Annotated in this window: 19 protein-coding genes and 2 tRNA genes; 8 read left to right on the forward strand and 13 right to left on the reverse strand. The window is 68.8% G+C overall.

The window, feature by feature from the left end; all coding sequences use genetic code 11:
• Nucleotides 1–151: 151 nt before the first annotated feature.
• The 7 genes from OXN85_10035 to OXN85_10065 form a co-directional block, all read right to left on the reverse strand.
• Nucleotides 152–234 (reverse strand) — tRNA-Tyr (locus OXN85_10035).
• An 84-nt stretch (nt 235–318) separates the two neighbouring features.
• A tRNA-Thr gene (locus tag OXN85_10040) sits at nt 319–391 on the reverse strand.
• 102 nt (nt 392–493) lie between these two features.
• Nucleotides 494–1,975, reverse strand: coding sequence for a cysteine--tRNA ligase (cysS, locus tag OXN85_10045; protein ID MCY3600293.1), 1,482 nt, complete (start codon nt 1,973–1,975; stop codon nt 494–496).
• Nucleotides 1,972–2,643 carry a hypothetical protein gene (locus OXN85_10050; protein ID MCY3600294.1) on the reverse strand — a complete coding sequence of 224 codons (672 nt, stop codon included), beginning with the start codon at nt 2,641–2,643 and terminating at the stop codon, nt 1,972–1,974. Before OXN85_10050 ends, cysS begins: the two co-directional genes overlap by 4 nt.
• 43 nt (nt 2,644–2,686) lie before the next feature.
• A complete protein-coding gene (locus OXN85_10055; GenBank protein MCY3600295.1) occupies nt 2,687–3,160 on the reverse strand; it encodes a DUF1232 domain-containing protein in 474 nt (157 codons plus the stop codon).
• Between the two features lie 156 nt (nt 3,161–3,316).
• The gene (gene glmS, locus OXN85_10060; protein MCY3600296.1) at nt 3,317–5,173 is read right to left on the reverse strand and encodes a glutamine--fructose-6-phosphate transaminase (isomerizing); all 1,857 of its coding nucleotides are present in this window, start codon (nt 5,171–5,173) and stop codon (nt 3,317–3,319) included.
• Between the two features lie 7 nt (nt 5,174–5,180).
• On the reverse strand, nt 5,181–6,557 hold the full coding sequence (locus OXN85_10065) for a phosphoglucosamine mutase (protein MCY3600297.1): 1,377 nt from the start codon (nt 6,555–6,557) through the stop codon (nt 5,181–5,183).
• Between the two features lie 173 nt (nt 6,558–6,730).
• Between OXN85_10065 and OXN85_10070 the strand changes: the two genes are divergently transcribed.
• The 8 genes from OXN85_10070 to OXN85_10105 all read left to right on the forward strand — a co-directional run bounded on the left by OXN85_10070 (nt 6,731) and on the right by OXN85_10105 (nt 15,364).
• The gene (locus OXN85_10070) at nt 6,731–7,891 is read left to right on the forward strand and encodes a cystathionine gamma-synthase (protein MCY3600298.1); all 1,161 of its coding nucleotides are present in this window, start codon (nt 6,731–6,733) and stop codon (nt 7,889–7,891) included.
• 132 nt (nt 7,892–8,023) lie between these two features.
• A complete protein-coding gene (locus OXN85_10075) occupies nt 8,024–9,013 on the forward strand; it encodes a M48 family metallopeptidase (protein ID MCY3600299.1) in 990 nt (329 codons plus the stop codon).
• Between the two features lie 2 nt (nt 9,014–9,015).
• Nucleotides 9,016–10,344, forward strand: a complete 1,329-nt coding sequence (gene purD / locus OXN85_10080; protein MCY3600300.1) for a phosphoribosylamine--glycine ligase — start codon at nt 9,016–9,018, stop codon at nt 10,342–10,344.
• A gap of 4 nt (nt 10,345–10,348) precedes the next feature.
• Nucleotides 10,349–11,200, forward strand: coding sequence for a bifunctional DNA-formamidopyrimidine glycosylase/DNA-(apurinic or apyrimidinic site) lyase (mutM, locus tag OXN85_10085; GenBank protein ID MCY3600301.1), 852 nt, complete (start codon nt 10,349–10,351; stop codon nt 11,198–11,200).
• A 163-nt stretch (nt 11,201–11,363) separates the two neighbouring features.
• Nucleotides 11,364–11,957: a sigma-70 family RNA polymerase sigma factor gene (locus tag OXN85_10090; protein ID MCY3600302.1), complete on the forward strand. Its 594-nt coding sequence runs from the start codon at nt 11,364–11,366 to the stop codon at nt 11,955–11,957.
• A 59-nt stretch (nt 11,958–12,016) separates the two neighbouring features.
• Nucleotides 12,017–12,802 carry a hypothetical protein gene (locus OXN85_10095; GenBank protein ID MCY3600303.1) on the forward strand — a complete coding sequence of 262 codons (786 nt, stop codon included), beginning with the start codon at nt 12,017–12,019 and terminating at the stop codon, nt 12,800–12,802.
• Nucleotides 12,799–14,397: a polymer-forming cytoskeletal protein gene (locus tag OXN85_10100; protein ID MCY3600304.1), complete on the forward strand. Its 1,599-nt coding sequence runs from the start codon at nt 12,799–12,801 to the stop codon at nt 14,395–14,397. Before OXN85_10095 ends, OXN85_10100 begins: the two co-directional genes overlap by 4 nt.
• A 7-nt stretch (nt 14,398–14,404) precedes the next feature.
• Entirely contained in the window at nt 14,405–15,364 is a 960-nt protein-coding gene (locus OXN85_10105) for a hypothetical protein (GenBank protein ID MCY3600305.1), read from the forward strand.
• A 3-nt stretch (nt 15,365–15,367) separates the two neighbouring features.
• Here the strand turns inward: OXN85_10105 and OXN85_10110 are convergent, their stop codons facing one another.
• The 6 genes from OXN85_10110 to OXN85_10135 all read right to left on the reverse strand — a co-directional run bounded on the left by OXN85_10110 (nt 15,368) and on the right by OXN85_10135 (nt 21,558).
• Nucleotides 15,368–16,156 carry an Mrp/NBP35 family ATP-binding protein gene (locus OXN85_10110; protein ID MCY3600306.1) on the reverse strand — a complete coding sequence of 263 codons (789 nt, stop codon included), beginning with the start codon at nt 16,154–16,156 and terminating at the stop codon, nt 15,368–15,370.
• 143 nt (nt 16,157–16,299) lie between these two features.
• On the reverse strand, nt 16,300–16,551 hold the full coding sequence (locus OXN85_10115) for a NifU family protein (protein ID MCY3600307.1): 252 nt from the start codon (nt 16,549–16,551) through the stop codon (nt 16,300–16,302).
• Nucleotides 16,552–16,657: 106 nt separating this feature from the next.
• Nucleotides 16,658–19,057 (reverse strand): penicillin acylase family protein, encoded by a 2,400-nt coding sequence (locus OXN85_10120; GenBank protein MCY3600308.1) that lies wholly within the window; start codon nt 19,055–19,057, stop codon nt 16,658–16,660.
• On the reverse strand, nt 19,054–19,629 hold the full coding sequence (locus OXN85_10125; GenBank protein MCY3600309.1) for a hypothetical protein: 576 nt from the start codon (nt 19,627–19,629) through the stop codon (nt 19,054–19,056). The genes OXN85_10120 and OXN85_10125 overlap by 4 nt, the downstream gene beginning before the upstream one ends.
• Before the next feature lie 4 nt (nt 19,630–19,633).
• A complete protein-coding gene (locus OXN85_10130; GenBank protein ID MCY3600310.1) occupies nt 19,634–20,536 on the reverse strand; it encodes a hypothetical protein in 903 nt (300 codons plus the stop codon).
• Complete coding sequence (locus tag OXN85_10135; protein ID MCY3600311.1) at nt 20,533–21,558, reverse strand: carbohydrate kinase family protein; 1,026 nt, start codon at nt 21,556–21,558, stop codon at nt 20,533–20,535. The genes OXN85_10130 and OXN85_10135 overlap by 4 nt, the downstream gene beginning before the upstream one ends.
• Nucleotide 21,559: the final 1 nt, after the last annotated feature.

A 21,559-nucleotide genomic window follows, 5' to 3' on the forward strand; every position in this document is an offset into this window, starting at 1 on the left:
CACGTGCGGCTTCGTTCGCTCGAACTTTTCCTTCGCCATCGCCCCTCGTTCTCCTCTCGGACTGCGGGTTCGGCGGAGTGCCCCGCAACGGGTGCTCCATCCTGCTCGCGCGCGGGCTACGCCCCTTGTTTCGTCAGTGGTCTCGTGAAGGTGGTGGGGGGAGGATTCGAACCTCCGAAGGCATAAGCCAGCAGATTTACAGTCTGCCCCGTTTGGCCGCTTCGGTACCCCACCGCCGGTACCTGGCGCCCGATCGACGCCCGATCGATGAGTTCCAGGGTTCGCCGCTTCGGGGCGGCTGTTCGTCCGACTCGACCGAGCTGGCGGTGGGGCTCGAACCCACAACCTCCGGATTACAAATCCGACGCTCTACCGGTTGAGCTACGCCAGCGACCCTTCCGCACAATAGTCTTCTAACATAGGGGTAGGCACGGCCAACCGTCAAGGTGTTTTCGGGCGTTCGATTCGACCGCCGTTCGCGGGTGCCATCGCCTCATCTTGCCGTCCGAAGCGGACGCGGCACCTGGATCGTGCGCCCATCCACCCGAAGGCGGGTGAAGTCCGCCAGATCCTCCACGATCGCCCCACGGGCTTCGAGTTCGGCGCGAATCGCATCGGCGCGCGCGAAGTCCCGGCTCGCCCGGGCGCGCTCGCGTTCGCCGACGCGGGCCGTGGCCCAGGCGACCAGCTCGTCATCTCCACCGGATGACTCGCGGTCCCTCACGGCCAGTACCCCAAAGACACGGTCGAACGCGTCGATCACGGCGAGGGCGGCGTCGGTGCCCGAGGGGGCCCGGGGATGGGCAGCGTCAAGCAGGTGATTCGCTTCCCGGACGAGCCCGAACACGGCTGAAAGCGCTTCGCTCACGTTCAGGTCGTCGTCCATCGCCGCTTCGAACGCGGCGCCTGCTCGCGTCGCGGCTTCTTCGATGTCCCTCGATGCATCGGTCTCCGCATCGCCGGCCTCGCGCGCGCGGTTCCTGAACTCGTGCAGGCGGGTCACGGCCTTGGTTGCCGCCTTAAGGCCGTCGAAGGTGAAGTTCAGCTGGGTCCGATAGTGTCCGCTGAGCAGCAGGTACCGGATCGCGGAGGGCGCGTATCCGCGTTCGACGAGTTCGGGGATCGTGAAGCAGTTTCCGAGCGACTTCGACATCTTCCGGCCTTCCACCAGAAGGTGCTCGGCATGGAGCCAGAAGTTCGAGAACGTCTTCCCGGTCACCCCTTCCGACTGAGCGATCTCGTTCGTGTGATGCGGGAAGAGGTTGTCGACCCCTCCGGTATGGATATCCAGCGTTTCGCCAAGGTGGTGCATCGCCATCGCCGAGCACTCGAGATGCCAGCCGGGCCGGCCGGGCCCCCACGGAGAATCCCACACGGCTGCGGCGCCATCGGCCTCCGCGCCGCGGTCGCCGCCCTTCCAGAGGACGAAGTCTCTCGGATCATCCTTGTCGTACTCCTCATCTCCCGTGGCCCTGCCGGTCGCCGCGAGGCCACCGCAGTCGATCCCGGCCAGCCGCCCGTACCCGGGGGAACGCCCGATCGCGAAGTACACGGAACCTTCGCTCTCGTAGGTGAGTCCCCGTTCGGAGAGGGCCTCGATCAGCCGGATCATCCCCTCGACGAAGCGGGTCGCCCGCGGCCGATGCTCGGGTTCCTCGAGCCCCAGCGTGTCCCAGTCCTCGAGGAACATCTCGATCACGGGATCGGTGACCTCGGCCAGTGGCACGCCCCGGCCGGAGGCCGCCGCGATCGTCCGATCATCGACATCGGTCAGGTTCATGACCTGGCAGACTTCGTATCCCTTGAACCGGAGGTAGCGACGCAGCAGATCTTCCCACGCAAAGGCGCGGAAGTTCCCGATATGCGCGCGGTCGTACACCGTGGGCCCGCAGGTGTACATCCGCACCCGGCCCGGTTCGACGGTCTTGAACGGGCGGAGCTGTCGCGCGAGGGAGTCGTAGAGGCGGAGACTCATCGCCCGCCCGGGGGGAGGTAGCGTTCCGTTCGCCAAGCGCGATACGCGGCGATCTCTCCGGCCCGACGTTCGCGGGAAATCTGCAGACAACCACCCAGCTGGCGATCCGACCGGTCGAGGATGAGTCCCGCGAGGACGCCGGCCTCGCGCGCGAATGCGAGTTCGTCCAGCGGCTCGTACGCGGGCCCGCCGAACAGGAGTCGAGCCACGATCCAGCCGTCGATGAAGCCGTCGACGGCCTCGACTTCCCGTGAGACGAGCAACTCGCAGGCCACGTCCGGATCCTGGCGCACGGCGTGCATGCGCAGGACCGCGTAGCTCTCGTACGCCCGGCCGGCCTCCCGCAGATTCCCCGGCATCACGAGCGCAGCGCTCGAATCCGTCACGACTTCGACCGCGTTCCATGGCCACGCGTCCCGCGCCTCGGATTCGTCCAGGTCTCGTCCGAACGACCGGAAGTAGAGAACGAGAGGGTCCTCCACGAGATCGGTCACAAGGGAATCGGAACGATCCCGGAAGCGGAGGAGGAGATCGGCCTCGAACTCCACGACGCTGCCCGAAGGGGCCGTGAGGCGATACTGGGCCTCAACCGACCCCGCGCCAGCGAGCCCCGCGAGCAGGACGAGGGCCGCCGCGATCCGCGGCCGGCTGCCGGCAGCCCATGGCACAACCCCGCTGCGTTCGAGCGGCGCTGCATCTCGCCACGGGCTGCTAGGGTGCGGCCGCCGTGAGGACGAGTTGGGGGCGTTCCGCTTCAGAGTCCGACCGCCGGTCGAGGAGCCCCGCGAACTCGAGAACGTCATCACCGGCCCCGCCGAGCAGTTCCCGCTCGCGGGCGAGCAGATTGTTCGACACCTCGAGCGCCGAGCGCTCGCCGGTCCAGTGCTCCTCCACCACATCCCAGCCAAGCTCCTCTCCGATCCGGTGCGTCACGTACGCACAACAGAAAACATCATCCAGAAAACCGTACGGCCCGACTTCATCTTCCGGTATCACGTCATCCGGACTCACGAGGTAGGCGATGGCCGCATCCACCAGAATCCGCTGCTGACGGGTCAGGCGCGGATCCTTCATAAGGGTGAACATCAACAAACCGTAGACGGGCGCGAGGATGACGACGTCACGCAGCGTGCCTGCGTATCGTGCGACCTGATCCTTCATCCCCTGGAGGTAGGCGCTCGGCATCCCCTTCCAATCCCGCACCCGGTGGACCACGCGACCGGGCCGCTGGCCGGATGAGTACGGCTCGGCGGCGGACGCGACGCCCAAACATACAACCGGCTCTTTCCCCCTGTAACCCCTCCACTCCGTGCGGTGGCGGGGTCGCCGGCTTCCGGCGAACTACTCCACCGTCACGGTCTTCGCGAGGTTCCGGGGACGATCCACGTCGCAGCCCCGCAGGACGGCGATATGGTAGGCGAGAAGCTGTAGCGGAACGACGTTGACGATCGGTTGCAGCAGGGGCAGCGTCGCGGGCACCGGGATCAGGTGATCCACCTTTCGGGCGAGGTCAGTCTCGCGGCGGTTCACGAGCGCGATCACGCGGCCGCCGCGCGCTTTCACCTCCTCGATGTTCACGAGCACCTTCGAGTAGACGGCGCCGCGCGGAGCCATGAAAACGACGGGCATGTCTTCGTCGATGAGCGCGATCGGGCCGTGCTTCATCTCGGCCGCCGGGTATCCCTCGGCATGGATGTAGGAGATCTCCTTCAGCTTGAGCGCCCCCTCGAGGGCGATCGGAAAGTTCGGCCCCCGCCCCAGATAGAGGAAGTTGCGCGCGGGGGCGAACTCCTCCGCCACCCGCCGGATGTGGTCTTCCGTTGCCAGAACCTCCTCGATCAGGGCGGGAAGTCCGTCGAGGGCGCGCACGAAGACGCGGCCTTCCTCGCGGCTCATCCCGCGCCGCCTCGCAATCATGAGGCCGAGGAGCGCGAGAGAAACGACCTGCGCTACGAAAGCCTTCGTGGACGCGACGCCGATCTCCGGACCGGCGTGCGTGTAGATTCCGGCGCGCGTCTCCCGTGCGATCGTCGAGCCCACCACGTTCACGACTCCGAACGTGGGGGCCCCGAGCCGTCCGGCCTCGCGCACGGCCGCGAGCGTGTCCGCGGTCTCCCCCGACTGGGAGATGCCGCCCACCGCGGTCCCCGGAGCGAGGATCGGATTCCGGTACCGAAACTCGGAGGCGTACTCCACCTCCACGGGCAGGCGCGCCAGCGCCTCGATGAGGTATTCTCCGACCAGCGCCGCATGCCAACTCGTCCCGCACCCCGTGAGGACGATGCGCTCGGCAGCATCGATGTCCGGGCGGAATTCATCGAGCCCGCCGAGCCGTGCCGTGCCTTCCTCCGCCAGCAGCCGGCCCCGCATCGCATCGCGTACGGTGTTGGGCTGCTCGTGAATCTCGCGGAGCATGAAGTGGGGGTAACCCGCCTTTTCGATCTTCTCCAGATCCCAATCGACGCGGCGGACCTCCTTTGGGACGGGCTCCCAGCCGCTGTGGCCGCGGTCCCTCCCGAGATCGACGATCCGGTGCCCCGAAGAGGTGAGGACGGCCATTTCGTCGTCTTCCAGATACACGATGTCGCGGGTGTGTTCGAGGACCGCCGCCACATCCGAAGCCACCCAGGTCGCTTCTTCGTCCGTCTCGCCGATCCCGAGCAGCAGGGGCGCGCCGCGGCGGGCGACAACGATCCGTGCCGGGTCGTGCACGCTCATGACGGCAAGCCCCAGCGTGCCCTCCACCTGGGTCAGCGAGGCGGCGACGGCGCGCTCGAGGTTCCCGTCGAACGCTTCCTCGATCAGGTGGGCGACGACCTCGGTATCGGTCTCCGACGTGAAGCGGTGGCCGAGTTCGGAGAGCTTCGTTCGCAGTGCGTCGCAGTTCTCGATCACGCCGTTGTGGACCAGCGCCACCTCGCCTCGGTCGCCCGTCAGCGGGTGGGCATTGGCGCGGGTGGGTGCACCGTGTGTCGCCCAGCGAGTGTGAGCGATTCCGACCGTTCCCGAAAGCGGGGCCTCGGCGAGCCGGTCCGCCAGGTCGTCGACGCGGCCCGCGCACTTGAGGAGGCCGAGCCCCGAACCGGAGTGCACGGCGAGGCCCGCAGAGTCGTACCCTCGGTATTCGAGGCGGCGGAGCCCGTTCAGCAGGAGGGGGGCCGCCTCCTCCGTCCCGACGTAGCCGACGATCCCGCACATCCGTCGCTCAGACCGCGCGCCGCACGAGGACGTCGACCCAGTCCGCGCGCTCGTCCGCCAGTGCTTCGCCGGTCGCCTCCGCCATGATGCGGAAGATCGGCTCGGTCCCGGAGGGTCTGGCGTGTATCCACGACCCATCCGGCCACTCGAGCCGGACCCCGTCCTGCCGGTCCACCGCCGCTGCGGACGGTGCCGCGTCCGCGATCGCGGCGAGCGCCTCCTCGATGCTCAGGCCTTCCCGGGAGATCGTCCGCTTCACGATCCGGTACGAAGGCCGCTCGTCGACCACCGCGCCGAGGGTGGATCCGCTCTCCGCGAGAAACTGCAGGATCAGGGCTGCGGCCAGCGGGGCGTCCCGCGTGAGGTGCAGCCCCGCGTAGATCACGCCGCCGTTCCCCTCTCCCCCGATCGCACTCCCCGCCTCGAGCATGCGGGCGACGACGTTGGCCTCCGCCACCGGCGTGCGGATCAGCGGTACGCCGACGCGATCCGCCGCGTCCTGCATCAGGCGGCTCGCGGAGAGGTTCGTCACGACGGGCGCGGGCTCGCGGGCCGCGACGAGTTCGACGGCCAGCGCGAGGGTCCAGTCCTCGCCCACGGGACGCCCGTTCTCGTCCACCAGGGCAAGGCGGTCGACATCGGGGTCCACGGCGAAACCGATGTCCGCGCGCGCCTCCGTGACGCAGGCGGCGAGCCTTCCGAGGTTCTCGACCAGGGGCTCTGGAGGCCGGGGGAAACGGCCGTCGGGTTCGAGATCGAACCCGCTCACCCGGCAGCCGAGACGCTCGAGCAGCGGGAGCATGATCGGCCCTCCGGCGCCGCGCACGCAGTCGAGTGCGACGTGGAACACCTTCGACGCGATGAGTTCGCGATCGATGATCGGCAGCGACAGAATCCGCTCGACGTGGGCGCGGCCGGCGCCCTCCCGCGCGCTTCTTTCTCCCATGCGCGCGGAATCCACGTACTCGATCTCGCCCTCGAACGCTCGCTGGACGTCCCTTCCGGCAGCCGGCGAGAGGAACCGCCCTTCGCGCGCGACCAGCTTGAGACCGTTCCATGGCGCCGGGTTGTGAGAGGCGGTAACGAGAAGTCCGCCGATCGCGGCCTCGTCTTCCCCCACGGCGAGGAGACCCGTGGGCGTCGCCACGATCCCGAGGTCGCACACGTCCAGCCCGGCGGCCCGGACCCCCGCAGAGACGGCGTCGAGCAGCGCAGGCCCGGAGACGCGGCTGTCGCGGCCGATCAGCACATGCCCCCGGCCGGGAGCCGCAGCGGAGATGTGGGTGGCGAAGGCGGCACCGTAGCGGGCCGCGACGTCGGGCGTGAGCCCCCGTCCGACGATGCCACGAATGCCCGAAGCAGAAATGATGAGTGACCTTGACACGTTGTTCTCCACCGACCGTGAGATGGACGCGGGATCTTAATGGTTGGGCGTCGGCGCGGCTTGCGGCCGTCTCTCCGGTCGCCGTCCCCGCACGGCGGGAATATCTTGCGCGCTCGACCCGCGATGCGTCGTGCCACGCGTCGTTTGCCTCTACCCGAGCCGGAGATGAAGACGTGGACCCAGCCGCCCATCGGTTCGGAACCCGGGCCATCCACGCCGGGCAGCGCCCCGATCCTACGACCGGGGCGATCATGATGCCGATCTTCCAGACATCGACCTACGTACAGGACGCCGTCGGCTCGCCGCGCGGAGGTTACGACTACGCGCGGGTCAAGAACCCCACGCGCGAAGCCCTTCAGGCGAATCTGGCCGCTCTCGAGAACGGGCGGTACGGCGCGGCGTTCTCCTCGGGTCTCGCCGCCACGGAAGCGATCGTCAAAACGGTGCTCAACGCGGGCGACCACATCATCTGCGGCGCGGACGTCTATGGGGGCGTCGACCGCATGTTGCGCCACGTATGGGAGCGGTTCGGTGTCGACTTCGATTTCGTGAACACGGGAGATCTCGATCAGGTTCGCGCCGCGATCCGCCCGCAGACGCGCCTCATCCACGTCGAAACGCCGAGCAACCCGACGATGACGATCACGGATATCGCGGCCTGCGCCGCGATCGCTCGCGAGGCGGGGGCCGTGTTGTCCGTCGACAACACGTTTGCGACACCTTTTCTTCAGCGGCCGCTCGACGATGGGGCGGATGTCGTGATGCACTCGACGACCAAGTTCCTCAACGGCCACAGCGACATGATCGGTGGCGCCCTGCTCACGAACTCCGGCGAACTTGCCGAGGGGTTTCACTTCCAGCAGAAGACGAGCGGGGCCATCCCGGGCCCCTTCGACTGCTGGCTCGTGCTCCGCGGCACGAAGACGCTGCACCTCAGGATGCCGGCCCACTGCCGGAACGCGCGGCAGGTCGTCGATGTCCTCCGGGGGCACGACGACGTTGAGTCCGTTCGCTACCCCGGCCTCGAGGACCATCCGCAGCACGCTCTGGCCCGACGTCAGATGCGCGACTTCGGCTCCATGGTGAGCTTCGACCTTGGTACGGAAGACAGGGCCAACCGCTTCGCCGGGTCGACGCGGGTGTTCCAGTTGGCCGAGAGTCTCGGCGGGGTAGAGAGTCTCGTGTGCGTTCCCTTTACGATGACCCACGCCTCGGTACCCGACCGAAAGAAGCGGGAGATCGGACTGGGGCCGGGACTCGTCCGGCTGTCGGTGGGCGTGGAGGACGGTGAGGACCTTGCGGAGGACATCGAGCAGGCCCTGGCCCGTCTCTGAACGGCGGGGCGGCGGCGGCCCCGAAGGTTGAAACAGGTAATCCGGGCCGGACGTAAAGCCGGGAGCGCGGAATCCGGCCCCGCGAACCGGCCGGCTCACATGAGCGCGACTTGACGCGCAGGGGGGTGATTGATGGCGGCAGGCGACGAACACCAGAGGCGAATCCTCACGCAGATCGCCGCGGTCTCGTGGGAACACCCGGCGGACCGGGCGGCGCTGAATACGCTGCGCAAGATCCCCGGGTTCGATCTCCTCCTCCGCAAGCTCTTCGCGCTGTTCGGCGAGCGCGCGATCCGGCTCGCCTTCAAGGCCAACGCCGTGCGCACCTCCGAGCGGCAGTACGCGTGGGTTCACGCACGCCTGGCGCGTGTGTGCGAGGTACTCGACGTGGAGAAGCCCCCGGAATGCTATATCTCGCAGACGCACCTGGTGAACGCGGGAGCGGTGGGCTTCGGCGAGCCGTTCATCGTCCTCAATTCCTCGATGCTCGAGATCCTTTCCGAGGACGAGGTCGAGGCCGTCCTCGGCCACGAGGTCGGACACATCATATCCGGGCATGTGCTCTACCGGACCATGCTGATCCTGGTGCTCAACCTGGTCGTTCTCCGCTATTCGTTCGCCGGCCTCGCACTTCTGCCGATCTACATGGGCCTCATGGAGTGGTACCGGAAGAGCGAACTCTCATCGGACCGCGCCGGGCTCCTCGCGGTCCAGAATCCCGAGGTCGCGATGTCCGCGCTGATGCAGCTTGCGGGCGGCGGGCGGGGCGTCTCTCTCGACCTCGACGAGTTCATCGCGCAGTCCGACGAGTACCGGGCCGGCGGCGATCTCCTCGACGCCGTCTACAAGGTGCTCAACGTGCTCGGCCAGACCCATCCGTTCGCCGTCATCCGGGTAGCGGAACTGCGCGACTGGATCGAGAGCGGCGCGTACGACCGTGTCCTGGCGGGCGAATACCAGCACCGGCACGAGGAGGACGACCGCCCGTACCGCGAGGATCTTCGCGAGGCAGCGAAGGGTTATCAGGAGGGCGCGCGCGAACTCTTCGACGAGGTCGACGCGGCGGTGGATCGATTGCGGGACCGGCTGACCGGTGCCTTCAGAGGCCGCACGGACGACTAGTTGTGAACCTCCTCATCATCGGAAGCGGCGGTCGTGAGCACGCCTTTGCGGACTGCCTCCGCCGCGACGCGCCGGACGCTGCCATCTACGCGGCCCCCGGCAACCCGGGCATGCTCGGCACCGCGGAACTCGTCGACATCCGCGCCGAGGACACGGGAGGCCTGCTCGACTTTGCCGCGGCGCGGCGCATCGACCTCACGGTGGTCGGTCCGGAAGCGCCTCTCGCGGCGGGCATCGCCGACCGCTTCGCCGAGGCCGGTCTGCCCGTTTTCGGGCCCGACCGGGCGGGAGCCCGTCTCGAAGCCTCGAAGGCGTTCGCCAAACGACTGATGCGCGACCGCGGCGTGCCCACGGCGGATCACGAGACGTTCGACGACGCCGCGGCTGCGCTGGACTATGTCGCGGGCCACGAAGAGCCGCTCGTCGTAAAGGCTTCCGGGCTGGCGGCCGGCAAGGGAGCCATCGTCTGCGAAACGCGTGGGGAAGCCCGGACGGCGATCCAGGGGATGATGGTCGACCGCCAGTTCGGGGACGCGGGCGGGCGCGTCGTGATCGAGGAGTTCATGCGCGGCGTGGAGTTGTCCGTGTTCTTCGTGGCGGACGGCGAGCGCGCCGTCCCGCTGCTTACATCCCGGGACTACAAGCGCGTCGGGGAGGGAGATCGCGGCCTGAACACGGGCGGCATGGGGGCGTACTCCCCCGCGGCTCCGGCGGATCCGGACTTCATCGACCAGGTGCGGCGCGAGATCGCTCAACCCGTGCTCGACGCGATGGCGGAGTCCGGCGCCCCCTACCGCGGTTTTCTGTACGCGGGACTCATGCTGACCGCCACGGGGCCGCGCGTCGTCGAGTTCAACTGTCGAATGGGAGATCCGGAGACGCAGGTCGTGCTCCCGCTCACGAGCTCGAACCTGCTCGAACCGATGCTGCGGGTCGCGCACGGCGACTCGCTGGCCGGCTGGCGCCCCGAGGCCGCTCCCGGTTACGCGCTCGTCACCGTCATGGCGAGCGCCGGATACCCGGAAAGCTCGGACTCCGGGCGGCCGATCGAGATCCCGGCCCTCGACCCCGGTCAGGTGAGGGTGTTTCACGCCGGGACCGCGATGAAGGAGGGGCGGCTGGTCACGGCCGGAGGGCGGGTGCTCGGGGTCACCGGGTTCGGCGGGACGCTTGAAGAAGCGGCGCGGCGCAGCCGTACTGCCGCGGCACGGATCCGCTTCGATGGCGCCCATTCGCGATCGGATATCGGCTGGCACGAACTGGATCCCGGCCGGCTCCGGCTGGACGAGCGGGCGCGAATCCATCCCTCTGGCACGAGCCCGGGCGGCTAGTGTCGTGCCGGAACTGCCCGAGGTCGAGACAATGCGCCGGGACCTCGCCCCGCTCCTCCGAGGCCGACGGATCCGACGCACCCGGGTCCATCACGACGACCTGATCCTCGGAGGGCCTTCGGCGCGATCGTTTTCCCGCGCCGTGCTCGGGCGCACCTTCGGAGACGCGGATCGCCGGGCCAAGTACCTGCTCTTCCCGCTCCACGCGGCGGACGGCATCGACGGTCCCGTGGAGCGGTTGATGCGCGTGCAGGTCCGCATGACCGGCCGGTTCGCACTCGCCCCGCAACGACCGGACTCGGCGGAGTTCAGGCATCCGGGCGTCGACTTCGAACTCGACGACGGCCGGACGCTCTTCTACGACGATGTCCGCCGCCTCGGCGGCTTCGACCTGCTGACGCCCGAGGCGTGGAAGATCCGGGAGGCCGCGCTCGGACCGGAGCCCCTCGGCCGAAGGTTCACCGCCGCCCGTCTGGCTCACATCTTCGCGCCGCTGCGGGCGCCGATCAAGAATGCGCTGCTGGATCAGCGGCGCGTCGCGGGTGTGGGGAACATCTACGCCAGCGAGGCGTTGTACCGCGCGAGGATCGACCCGCGGCGACCGGCGGGCTCGCTCGACGCGGAGGAGGTGCGCCGACTGCATCGGGCGGTGCGGGCGGTCCTGCGCGAGGCGCTCGAGAGCGCGGGAACGACGCTGCGGGATTACCGGGCCGTCAACGGCCGCTCGGGCTCCTTTCAGACACGGCTGGACGTTTACCAGCGCGAAGGCGTCGCGTGCCCGGCCTGCGCCCGACCGATCCGCCGGATCGTGCAGGCCGGACGGAGTTCGTTCTTCTGTGCCGGCTGCCAGAGCTAGCGCCGCTCGTCCCCGGACGAGGCGGGTGCATGCCGGCGAGGGCCTTCGGCGCGCATATTGGTCGCGGAGCCGTGTAGGGTGGGCCGGAACCCGGCGTGCCGCGTCGGCGGCGGCGAACCGGCCGCCTCCGGCCCGCCGCCGCGACCCGGAGGGGCAGGATCGAGTGAGCTACTCGGATCACAGCGAGCAGACGCTGGTGGAGATGTGCCTCCGCGGCGATGAACGCGCCGCACGGGAGATCGTGCTCCGCTTCGAACGTCCGGTCTTCTCCCTCATCTTCCGGATGGTGCGGGACCGTGAACTGGCGGAGGACCTGGCCCAGGAAACGTTCGTCCGCACGCTGAACAATCTCCGCCGGTACGATCCCTCCTACAAGTTCTCCTCCTGGCTCTTCAAGATCGGCTACAACCTGACGATAGATCACCTGCGCAAGAAGGAACTCGATGTCGTTTCCATGCACGGGGCGCCGGACGCCGTGACCCCGGATCGCCAGGCCGCGACGGAGATCACGCTGGTCTCGGGTGACGAACGACCCGATGAACTCCTCGAGGCCCGCGAACTCGGATCCGAGATCGAAGCGGCCATCGGACAACTCCGACCCGAATACCGAACCGCGATCCTCCTGCGGCACATCGAGGGTTACGCGTACGATGAAATCGCGCAGGTGATGGAGATCCCGCTCGGGACGGTGAAAACCTATATCCACCGGGCGAGAAACGAATTGAAGGCCGCTCTCGTACATCTGACAGAGCCGTAGGAGTCCGCAGCCGCTCTTCGCAGGGTTGCCGACGCCTTCACGGGAGAACAGGAGTGAACTTGCCGCACCTTACACCTGAGGAAATCGAGCGAATCGCCAGACGGATGTCGGCGCCCCCCGCGCGCGGGAGGACGGCCGACCACCTGGCCGGGTGCGCCCGTTGCCGGAAGGAAGTGGATGCGCTGCGGGACGTCATCGCCTTTCTCGAGGGTCTCGCCCCGCATCGGCCGTCCGACGGATTTGCGGAGGGCGTCGCACAGCGGGTCGATGTCGCGGGTGCCGCGCTCGATCACAGGTTGGCAGAGTTGCCCGGGTGGTCCCCCGCGCCTTCCTTCGCGAATGATGTCCTGGCGCAGGTCGACCTGCCTCACCCCGCGCTCGACCGCGCTCTCTCGAGGCTCCGCACCTGGTCTCCCGCCCCGGCGTTCGCTTCGGCCGTGATGGCGCGCGTGCGATTGCCGGTCCCGTGGCCCGAGCGCCTCCTCCGCTTCGCGCGGCGGCGCCGGGCGGCGCTGGCCACGGCGGGCGCAGCCATGCTGACCGTGTCGGGAGGCGCCGCGGCCTGGCTGTTCGGCGCTCAGGGCCTGGCGCCCGGTCAGCTTCTCGCCGTTGCGTTCAGCGGCGCGCGAACCGTTCTGGTCGACACCATGCTCGCGGCGGGCCGCCTGGCGTACCGTATCGGACTCGTGGACGCGGGCGGATCGATCGTCGAGCGGATCAGTCCCGCCGCCGCTCTCGGCAGCCTGGCGCTGTCGAGTCTCGTCGGGCTCGCCTCTCTCTGGTTCATGGCCAGGCTGTTCCGGCAGCCGCTCCCGCAACGCGTTCGCATCGAGAGGGCCGCATGACCCGGGCACTGGCATTCCTCGCCTGTCTCGCCGCCGCGGTTCCCGTCGGCGCGCAGGAGGTCGGCATCGTCGACGCCGCAATCACGCTCTCCGCCGGCGGGCGCGCGGAGTTGTGGTTTGAACTGGAGGGCGGGACCGAGCATCGGCTTCGTTTCGAGGGCGAGGCCGTCGAGGTGGACGGAATCGGGATTGGATCCTACGCCGAGCGGGGAGGCCTGGAGAGCGCCTGGCGCGATTTCCTCCGCGAACACGCGGGAGAGGATGCTTCCGCGGTGCGGGGCGGTCTGGTCGGATTCCGTCGGTTCCTGCAGGAGTGGAACGCATCGGGGGAGAGCGCCGACCGGGATGCGGCCCGGGCCCTTGCCGGTCGGATCGACGTGATTCTCGGGCTCGCCATGCCGTCGCCGGTCGACGCGGCGGCCATCCCGGCGGGCGAACCGGCGCCGGCGATCTCCGGTCAGCCGCGACCCATGCAGATCGTCCCCGGCGGACTCGGCTTCGATGTCACCGGCGAACTGGATCGGCTGCGCGACGCGCTCGGCCGGCTCGGCGACTCCGGCGACTTCATCGAGGATCGGCTGGCGATGATCGTCCACGGCGACTACGAGGTCCTCGCCGAGGCCACGGTCCCGGGAGATGTCGCCATTCTCGACGGTACGCTGAGACTCGCCGGGGACGTCGATGGCAACATCCTCGTGCTGGACGGTGCGCTCGTACTGGACGGCGGCGCGCGGGTGCGAGGAGATGTGCTTCAGGTAGGAGGCGAGGTCGACTTCGGTGATGATGCGCCGGGGGTCGAAGGGGAAGTCCTCTCCGACATCCGGCTGGCGCCTTCGGAATCCTCCGCGCGGACGGCGACGGACGCTCCCTCCGTTCAGCGGGTCGAGTCGTTCGAAGCCCCGATGCGGATGCGGTCCGCACAGCCGAGCCTCGGGTCGCGTCTCGCGCGCAACTTCGGGCGGGCTGCCGAGGGCGTGATCGCCGCGGGTTGCGCGTTCACGGTCCTCGCCGCCCTCGGCTTGCTGCTCGTGTATTTTGGCCGCCGCCGGCTGGAAACCGTCTCGGATACGGTTCGGCTGGAGTTCGCCCGCTCGTTTGCGATGGGCGTTGCCGGGGAGGTGCTGTTCCTTCCGGTGCTTCTCGTCCTCGCCGTGCTGGTCATCACGTGGCTGGTCATACCCTTCTTTCTGCTCGCCGCAGGGCTCGCCGGAGTCTTCGGATATCTCGCGGCGGCGCACGCTGCCGGCGAGATCTTTGCCCGCCGCCGCTTCCGCTCCGAATGGCTGGAGAGACTCCGTCGCTCCAACTCCTACTACTACGTCGTCAGCGGACTCGCGATTCTGATGCTCCCCTTCGCCGCCGGTGCCGCCCTGTGGGTGTTCGGTGGCGCGGCGGATTTCGTACGCGGCCTGATCCTCTTCGTGGCCGGAGTCGGCACATGGGTCATCGTCACGGCCGGCTTCGGGGGCGTCCTGCTCACGCGGGCCGGCGGACGGAGCGTCGTGATCGACTGGTCCGCCGACAACGCCGCCGGCGAGGGCGCGTCGCCGGGAGCCGGAACCGATCCGCCCTCGGCGCCCTCGGACGATGCCTGATGCCCGAATGGCCCCGGCAGCCCGTGGCAAGGCTCTGCTGAGTTCGAGCGGCCGTGCGTTTCGCCTTAAATACCTCCGCGCTGCGTTGCTCCTTTCCCTGTTGCTCGGCGTCGGGCCGGCGCCGGCCGCGGCACAGGAGTGGCGGGACTTCCGCACGGCGCGGCAACTCGGCGACCTGGAAGCGCTTGAAATCGAACTGATGTACGCGGGCGGGCGGCTCGACGTATCCGCCTCGGAGACGCAACTGCTCTACGACGTGCGGCTCCGTTACGATGCCGAACGTTCCCTGCCCCTCCGCGAATGGCGCCGGACCGGCCGAACGGGACACCTCCGGCTGACCACCTCTTCGTCTCCGGAGGACGGGCGCGATGCCGACGATGCGACGCGGTTTGGCGACCCGGTACTCGAGCTCGAGGATCTTCCTCGCGATGCGGACGCGGCCGGGAGGCTGGATCTGTCCCTGAATTCCTCGGTGCCCACGAATCTGCGGCTGGGGATCGGCGCTGGACGAGCGCGTCTCGACCTCGGCGGCGCCCACCTTACAGCGCTTGAACTCATCACCGGCGCCGGCGACGTGGAGGTCGGTTTCGCCCGCGAGAACCGCGCGGCGCTGGAGCTGTTGTCCATCAAGTCAGGCGCCGCGGCCTTCATGGCCGAGAATCTCGGCAATGCGCGCTTCCGCCGCCTTGAGTTCTACGGCTTCGTAGGCGACGTCGTCCTGGACTTCTCTGGATCCTGGCGATCGAGCGCCGAGGCCGAGATCAGGATGGGGCTGGGCGAACTCCTGATGCGGGTGCCTGCGCACATCGGCGTCCGTGTTCGGCGCAGCGGACTTGCCTCCCTGAGCGCGGCGAACTTCGAGAAGGTGGGAGACTACTGGTTGAGCCCGAACTGGGAGACGGCACGCGTGCGGCTGGAGGTCACGCTGGTCGCCGGGCTCGGTTCCGTCATCGTGGAGCACGGCTAGCTGCTAGCCGCCCGCAGCCTCCTCGCGTGCGGCTTCCACCGCCGCGAGTCGGGTGACGGCCGCGGACGCGATGCGTGCGAAAGCCCGGGCTTCGGGAGCGGCCGGTCTTCCGATCGAGGTCGGGACCCCTCGATCGCTCTCCTCGCGAACGGCCACGCCGAGCGGCACGGCGCCCAGGAAGGGCAGGTCGATCGAGCCGGCGAGCCGTTCGCCGCCCCCAGCGCCGAAGATGTCGTGCGTCTCGCCACACCCGGGACATGCGAAGCCGCGCATGTTCTCGACGATGCCGAGGACCGGCACCTCGAGCTTCTCGAACATCCGGATCCCGCGCAGCACGCCGCCGACCGCCACGTCCTGGGGCGTGGTCACCATGACCGCTCCGTCCACCCGTACGAGCTGACACAGCGACAACTGCGCGTCGCCCGTGCCCGGCGGCAGGTCGATGACGAGGTAGTCGAGTTCCCCCCATGCGACCTGCTGCAGGAACTGGCGGATGACTCCCATGATGATCGGCCCGCGCCAGATCGCAGGGGCGTCCTCCTCGATGAGAAAACCGATGCTCATGAGCTTCACGCCGTGCGCTACCAGGGGCACGACCTCTTCGCGGTCGATCCGGGGCTTCTCCTGGATGCCGAACATCGTCGGAATATCCGGGCCGTAGATGTCGGCGTCGAGCAGTCCGACGCGATGGCCCTCGCGGGTCCAGGTTGCGGCGAGGTTGGTCGAGATTGTGGACTTTCCGACGCCGCCCTTACCTGAACTCACCGCGACGACGCGACCCACCCCCGGCATGGGCGGCGCCTTCGAGGGATGGCGTCTCGCCGCCTCCCTGTCGTCCCCCCTGGGTGGCGGGCCGGGACGCTTGGGCGCGGGGTCCATGATCGGAAGCGGCCGGGGGCCGGGGGTCGGTGTATCGGACACGGGTTTGCGCTCGACTACGCGACGGCCTCGACGGAATGGACCGTGGGGAGCGCATGACACAGGTGCTGTTCGATCCCGGCGCGAAGCGTGGCGGTCGACATGGGACAGTCGTAGCAGGCGCCTACGAGCCGGACAGCAACGCGTCCACTCTCCGGATCGAACGAAACGAGTTGAATGTCCCCTCCATCCGAGCGCACCGCGGGACGGATGTCGTCGAGGACTCTCTCGATCTCATCGAGCGTATTCGCAACCGTGGCGGTGCTCAAGTCGTCTGGATCCTGGCGCGGGTCGGGAGCGCTTCCGTGCACTTCGGACGCCTCGAAGTCGGCGTTCCGGAGTGGTTGAGAAAGGTAGGATTCGACCGTCCGGCGGTCAACGAGAGCCGGGCGAAAAAAGGAGCTCGCTCTCCACCGATTCGGACGGACGGCCCGGGCGGAGTTCGATGAGCGGGCTCCCGGTCCACACGGCACCCATGTCTCGATAGTGCGGATCGAGCGGGTTCCCGGCCTGGCCCGTGGGCAGCAGGAAGTAGCCCGCCATGTCGGAGGGCGCGGCGCGAGCGACGAATCTCGCGCTGGGGCCGTATTCGCTCACGACCGGAAACTTCCACGCGGTGGAGTCGAAGCTCGATCTCAGCGACGGAGCATCCGGACGAACCGTGTAGGGTCCGCCACGCGACGGATACGGACCGACATGGAGACCGAACAGGCGGTCGAGCCACGCCACGGTTCCGAGCAGGTGGGCCGACCGCTCGCGATGGACTTCTCCCCACGGGCTTCCGGACACGACGGCCGCCGTGCGAGCCGCCTCCTCTTCCAGCGTCTCGAGACGCTCGACCTCCGGCGTGCGCGCATCGTCGATCCAGGCGCTATCCGCGGTTTCGACGATCTCCATGAACGCGAGATCGGGGAACCACCCGTCGCCATCATCGAACTCGTCGGCGACGATGAGGTCGCGCAGGCGGTAGAGCCAGGTGAAGAAGGGCGCGGCGCCCCGGGACTCCGTTTCGGTTCGCAGATCCCAGCGCTCGAGCAGGAGCGCGAGTGAATCGAGGCCCGCCCGGCGAGCGGCCCGGACTGCGCGCGGCCGATAGCGCTCGGCCCACAGGCTGTGGCTGTCCAGCTGCGCTTCGCGCATATCCTCCACCGTCCAGTCCGACGCGCGAGACACGAGGTCATCGATGCGCCGGGCCCGGAACGGCGGCCGATAGTAGACGCCCACACGTCCGAACAGGGGCCACGCCTGGAGGTTGTTCGCGCTGACGAGATACCCGCGCTCCGGATCTCGCAGTGCCGGCATCGCTTCCGGCGCCCAGAAGCCCGGCCAGCCCGCGGGCAGGCGCTCGAACGAGATCGGAGAGGCGCCCTCTCCGGGCGGACGCTGGGGCACGGACCCCGCCAGGCGATAGCCGATCTCTCCGCTCGACGCCGCATAGACCACGTTCTGGTGAGGCGAACGAAAGTGTGCCACCGCCGCCACGAAGGCGTCCGCGTCGGAGGCCCGGTTCATCTTGAGCAGAGCCGCAACGGGACCCCCGGGTTCGAGTCCCGTCCATAGCAGCGACAGCGTAAGTCCCCCGGCCGGCACGACGTCCGTGATCACCGGGCCGCGCACCGTCGAACGTACGACCCAGGTCTCCGGCTCGCTGCGCCCCCGTACAAGAATCTCCTCTGCCCGGGTGTCGAAGGGTCTCCACTCATCGGAGTCGCGATACATCGACCCGTCGAGGTTGATGCCTTCGACGACGAAGTCCGCGTCATCCACCTCCGCGTTCGTGAATGACCATGCAACGCCCCGGTTGAGTCCGACGATGACGCCGGGGGTTCCCGGGATCGAGAGGCCCGCGACGGCCAGGTCCGAATCCTCGGCCGCGATGGAGTTCAGGTACCAGGTCGAAGGCGCCCGGAGCGCGAGATGCATGTCGTTCGCGAGCAGCGGAGCGCCATCCGCGGTGCGCGAGCCCGCCAGCGCCCACGAGTTCGAGGCGTGGAAGCCGAAGCGGGAGAGATAGATCAGTGGGTCGGGGGAAGACGCCGGAATCCTCGGACCTGCGGGAATCGGAGTCTCCGCGGAGGCGAGGCGAGGCGGCGGAGTGCCGGAGGGGAGTGTGTCCTGGAGGATGGTGGGCCCCCAGGCGGGGTATCCGGCCCCCAGCGCCCGTCGGTGATCCGCGTCGAGCGTCGCGAGCGCGGTCATTCGATCCATTTCCCCGCGCCAGTTGGAGAGATCCAGCGACATTATGCGGCCGATCGAGACGGACGCGCGCGGGCTCCACGGCTGCGGCTCGATGCCGAGGATGAGGAATTCGATGGGCCAGGGTCCCCGCCAGCTTGCGATGCGGGCGTTGACACCCTCCGCATATGCCTCGAGTAGAGCCCGGTCCGTCTCCGACACATCGTCGAGTTCGCGGCCCGCCGCCGACCAGAGGTCCAGCGTGCGCATGAGGCGATCCGCGTCGAGGGCGGCCGGACCGAATAGTTCGGCCAGGCGCCCGCGCGCGACTCGCTGGAAGAGCTCCATCTGCCACAACCGGTCGGAGGCGTGCATGAACCCCTGGACGCGCGCGACGTCGAGTTCGGTCTCGGCGGAGATCGAGGGAATCGCCCACCTGTCGAACGTCACCGCGACGGGCGCTGCCAGGCCCGGGAGGACATGCCGGCCGGATCTCGGCCGCACGGATCGTTGCAGGTGGAACCACGCAAACGTGGTGAGAAGCCCCACGATCACCAGGCCCGCCGCCAGTACGATCCCCGCGCGGCGCCGCAGGCTCATGGGTCCGGGCCGTCCGCGGGAGCGGCAGATGGCGGTCCCGCATCGAGCAGGGCGTGGCGAAGCGAGACGTAGCGCTCGCCGTCACGAATCACGAGCGCTCTGGCGACAAGGTCATCGAGCAGCCCGCGTACCCGGTCGAGAGGGAGTTCGAGCCGGTCGGCGAGCGGAGAGGCTCCCGTGCGGCCGAGGGTCCAGACCTCGCGCCACACCGCGGTGGCGCCGGGATCGAGCGCGCCCATCAGCAGCGGTTCCCCATCGGCACTCTCGGCGGCGGCCGCGAGCCCCCGGTTCCGGAGGACCGAGTCGATGGGTCCGACGTGGTGCTCCGCGATCCCGCGAAAGAGGATGAAGGACTGGCGCTTGGAGGCATCGGATGCGAGCAGGACGAGCTTCGCGACGATCTCGTCCGCGCAGGAAAAATCGATCACGGGGACGTGGCGCAGGTCGAGTACGGCGAGGACCGTGCGGCCCGCGTCGGCGATCTGGCGTTCGACCGTCGCCCGCACCGTTCGCCCGGTGGGACGCGTCACGAGGTAGCTGAACAGCGTCGTATGAGCAACCGCCGGTCTCACGCGATCACGTCCCTTCCCGCTCGTCCCGCTCGGGCAGGACGATCAGCACCTGAGCGCCCGGAAAACGGGGCAGATCCGTGCTGAGCGGCTCGCCTTCGTCCCAGTCCGGCACCCGCGCGATACTCGCATCGCCGCTTCGGATGCGGATGGCGCCGTTCCACTTGATGATCTGGCTTCGGATCGCCTGCAGACCCTGGCCGCGACCGGGATCCGGGAAGCGCGACTCGCCGTGCAGAAAAGCCGCCTTCAGCGCCGCGGCCGCCGACCACCGCTCCCCATACCGGCGCGCATGCTCGGCGCCGAGGGAGCCCTCGAAGCCGACGCCCACATCCATCACGGCGAGCACGACGACGTCGCGGCCGAGGCGCCGTCGCCACCGGTACCGCTGCGCGCACACCCAGCCGATCGAATCGGCGTGTTCGAGGATGTTCTGGCACACTTCGGACAGCATCACGGAGAAGTGGATCACGGCCGGCCGGGGATAGCCGAGCCGGTCGTGCAGGATGCGCTGGGCACGGTCCCGCACACCCTCCACGACCGAATGGACATCCTCGTGCGACCGGATCGTCGTGACTTCGATGAGAGCGTCGGAGATCTCGAGAGACGGCTTCGGCAGCCGCGGCAGGTCGAACACCTGGGCAGCCGCGGGCCAGAAGCGCATGCGGTTGATATAGGAGCGGACCTCGGAATCGCGTGGAGGCTCGATCAGCGGAGGCAGCCCCGTACGCAGGCGCGCTTCCTGACCGATCGCCAGCAGGCCGATGAGCCCGTACGGCGAAACCCAGCCGATCGAGCGGGCATCGAGCAGGAGGCGCGCCTGCGGATTGCCCTCCGAGCGGACCCGCCGGACCAGTGTCTCGAAGGAGGACTCGTCCAGGCGTTCAGGGACGCGGACGACCCGGCTCACGCGGAACCTCGCGCGCGACTCCCCGGCCTGCCGGTCAGAACGCCGGTCTCGGAGCGCAGGTATTCTCCGAGCCCGGATGCGCCGCGGAATCCGGCGTTCCGTTGCGCCGCCCGCGTCGCCGCCCTGATGGATGACTCAAGATCCTCGCCGCTCAGCATCGTCACGAAGCAGGTCGCCCCCCACACGTCGCCGCAGCCGGTCGGGTCGCCCCCCGAAACCGGGACTTCGGGCTCCACCTTCCCGCTCACGAGCGCTTCCGCGGGCGCCACGGCGCCGGACGGCGGGCGCGGCTCGGTGGGCGCCTTCCAGAAACTGCGGGTCGTGACCCAGGCGGCGCCCCGCTCCCCGAGCGTGACGAGGAGGCCGCGCGTGACCGGACCCACGACGTCGGCCGCGAGCGCCCAGGGGTCTTCCCAGCCCGCCGCCAGCGTGCCGAGTTCCTCCTCGTTCAGCTGCACGACATCGAAACAGGAAAGCCATGAGCGCCAGTCTTCGAGCGGACGTGGGGAGCGCACGCCGTCCGTCCCCACACCGAGCATCAACGAGTGCAGATCCGCATAGACCGGACCCTCTGCCACCGTCCGGAGGGCCGCCGCTGCGGGGAGATCCACCTCCCAGCCCGCGATAAAATTCACGTAGATCGCGTCGCACGAGCGTGCGAGGGGCACGAGTTCGTCGCGGGTCCAGCCCGGCACTCCGCCGGTGAGCTTCTCGGAGCGCCGCGCGTCGTCGAGGTAAACGAGTTCGACCCGGTTGTTCGGTTCCGTCACGGTCCACACGCCATCGAAGGAATCGACTCGCTCGAGCCCCCCGAGGAAGAGATCCGCCGCCTCGCGCATGTCCTTTCCGACCTTGAGAATCGGAAACAGGGTCCAGTCTCCTCCCGACGCCTCCGCGGCGGCGTCGGCCGCAGCCAGCGCATAGGCGATCCCACCCCATTCCTCCACCGGCTCCTCCCGGCCAATGTCCCGTGCGCGAATCGTATCCCACACCATCGTCCCCACGACTCCGAGCCGCGGCATC

Origin of the sequence: Candidatus Palauibacter australiensis, from assembly GCA_026705295.1 — a bacterium.
GTDB lineage: Bacteria > Gemmatimonadota > Gemmatimonadetes > Palauibacterales > Palauibacteraceae > Palauibacter > Palauibacter australiensis.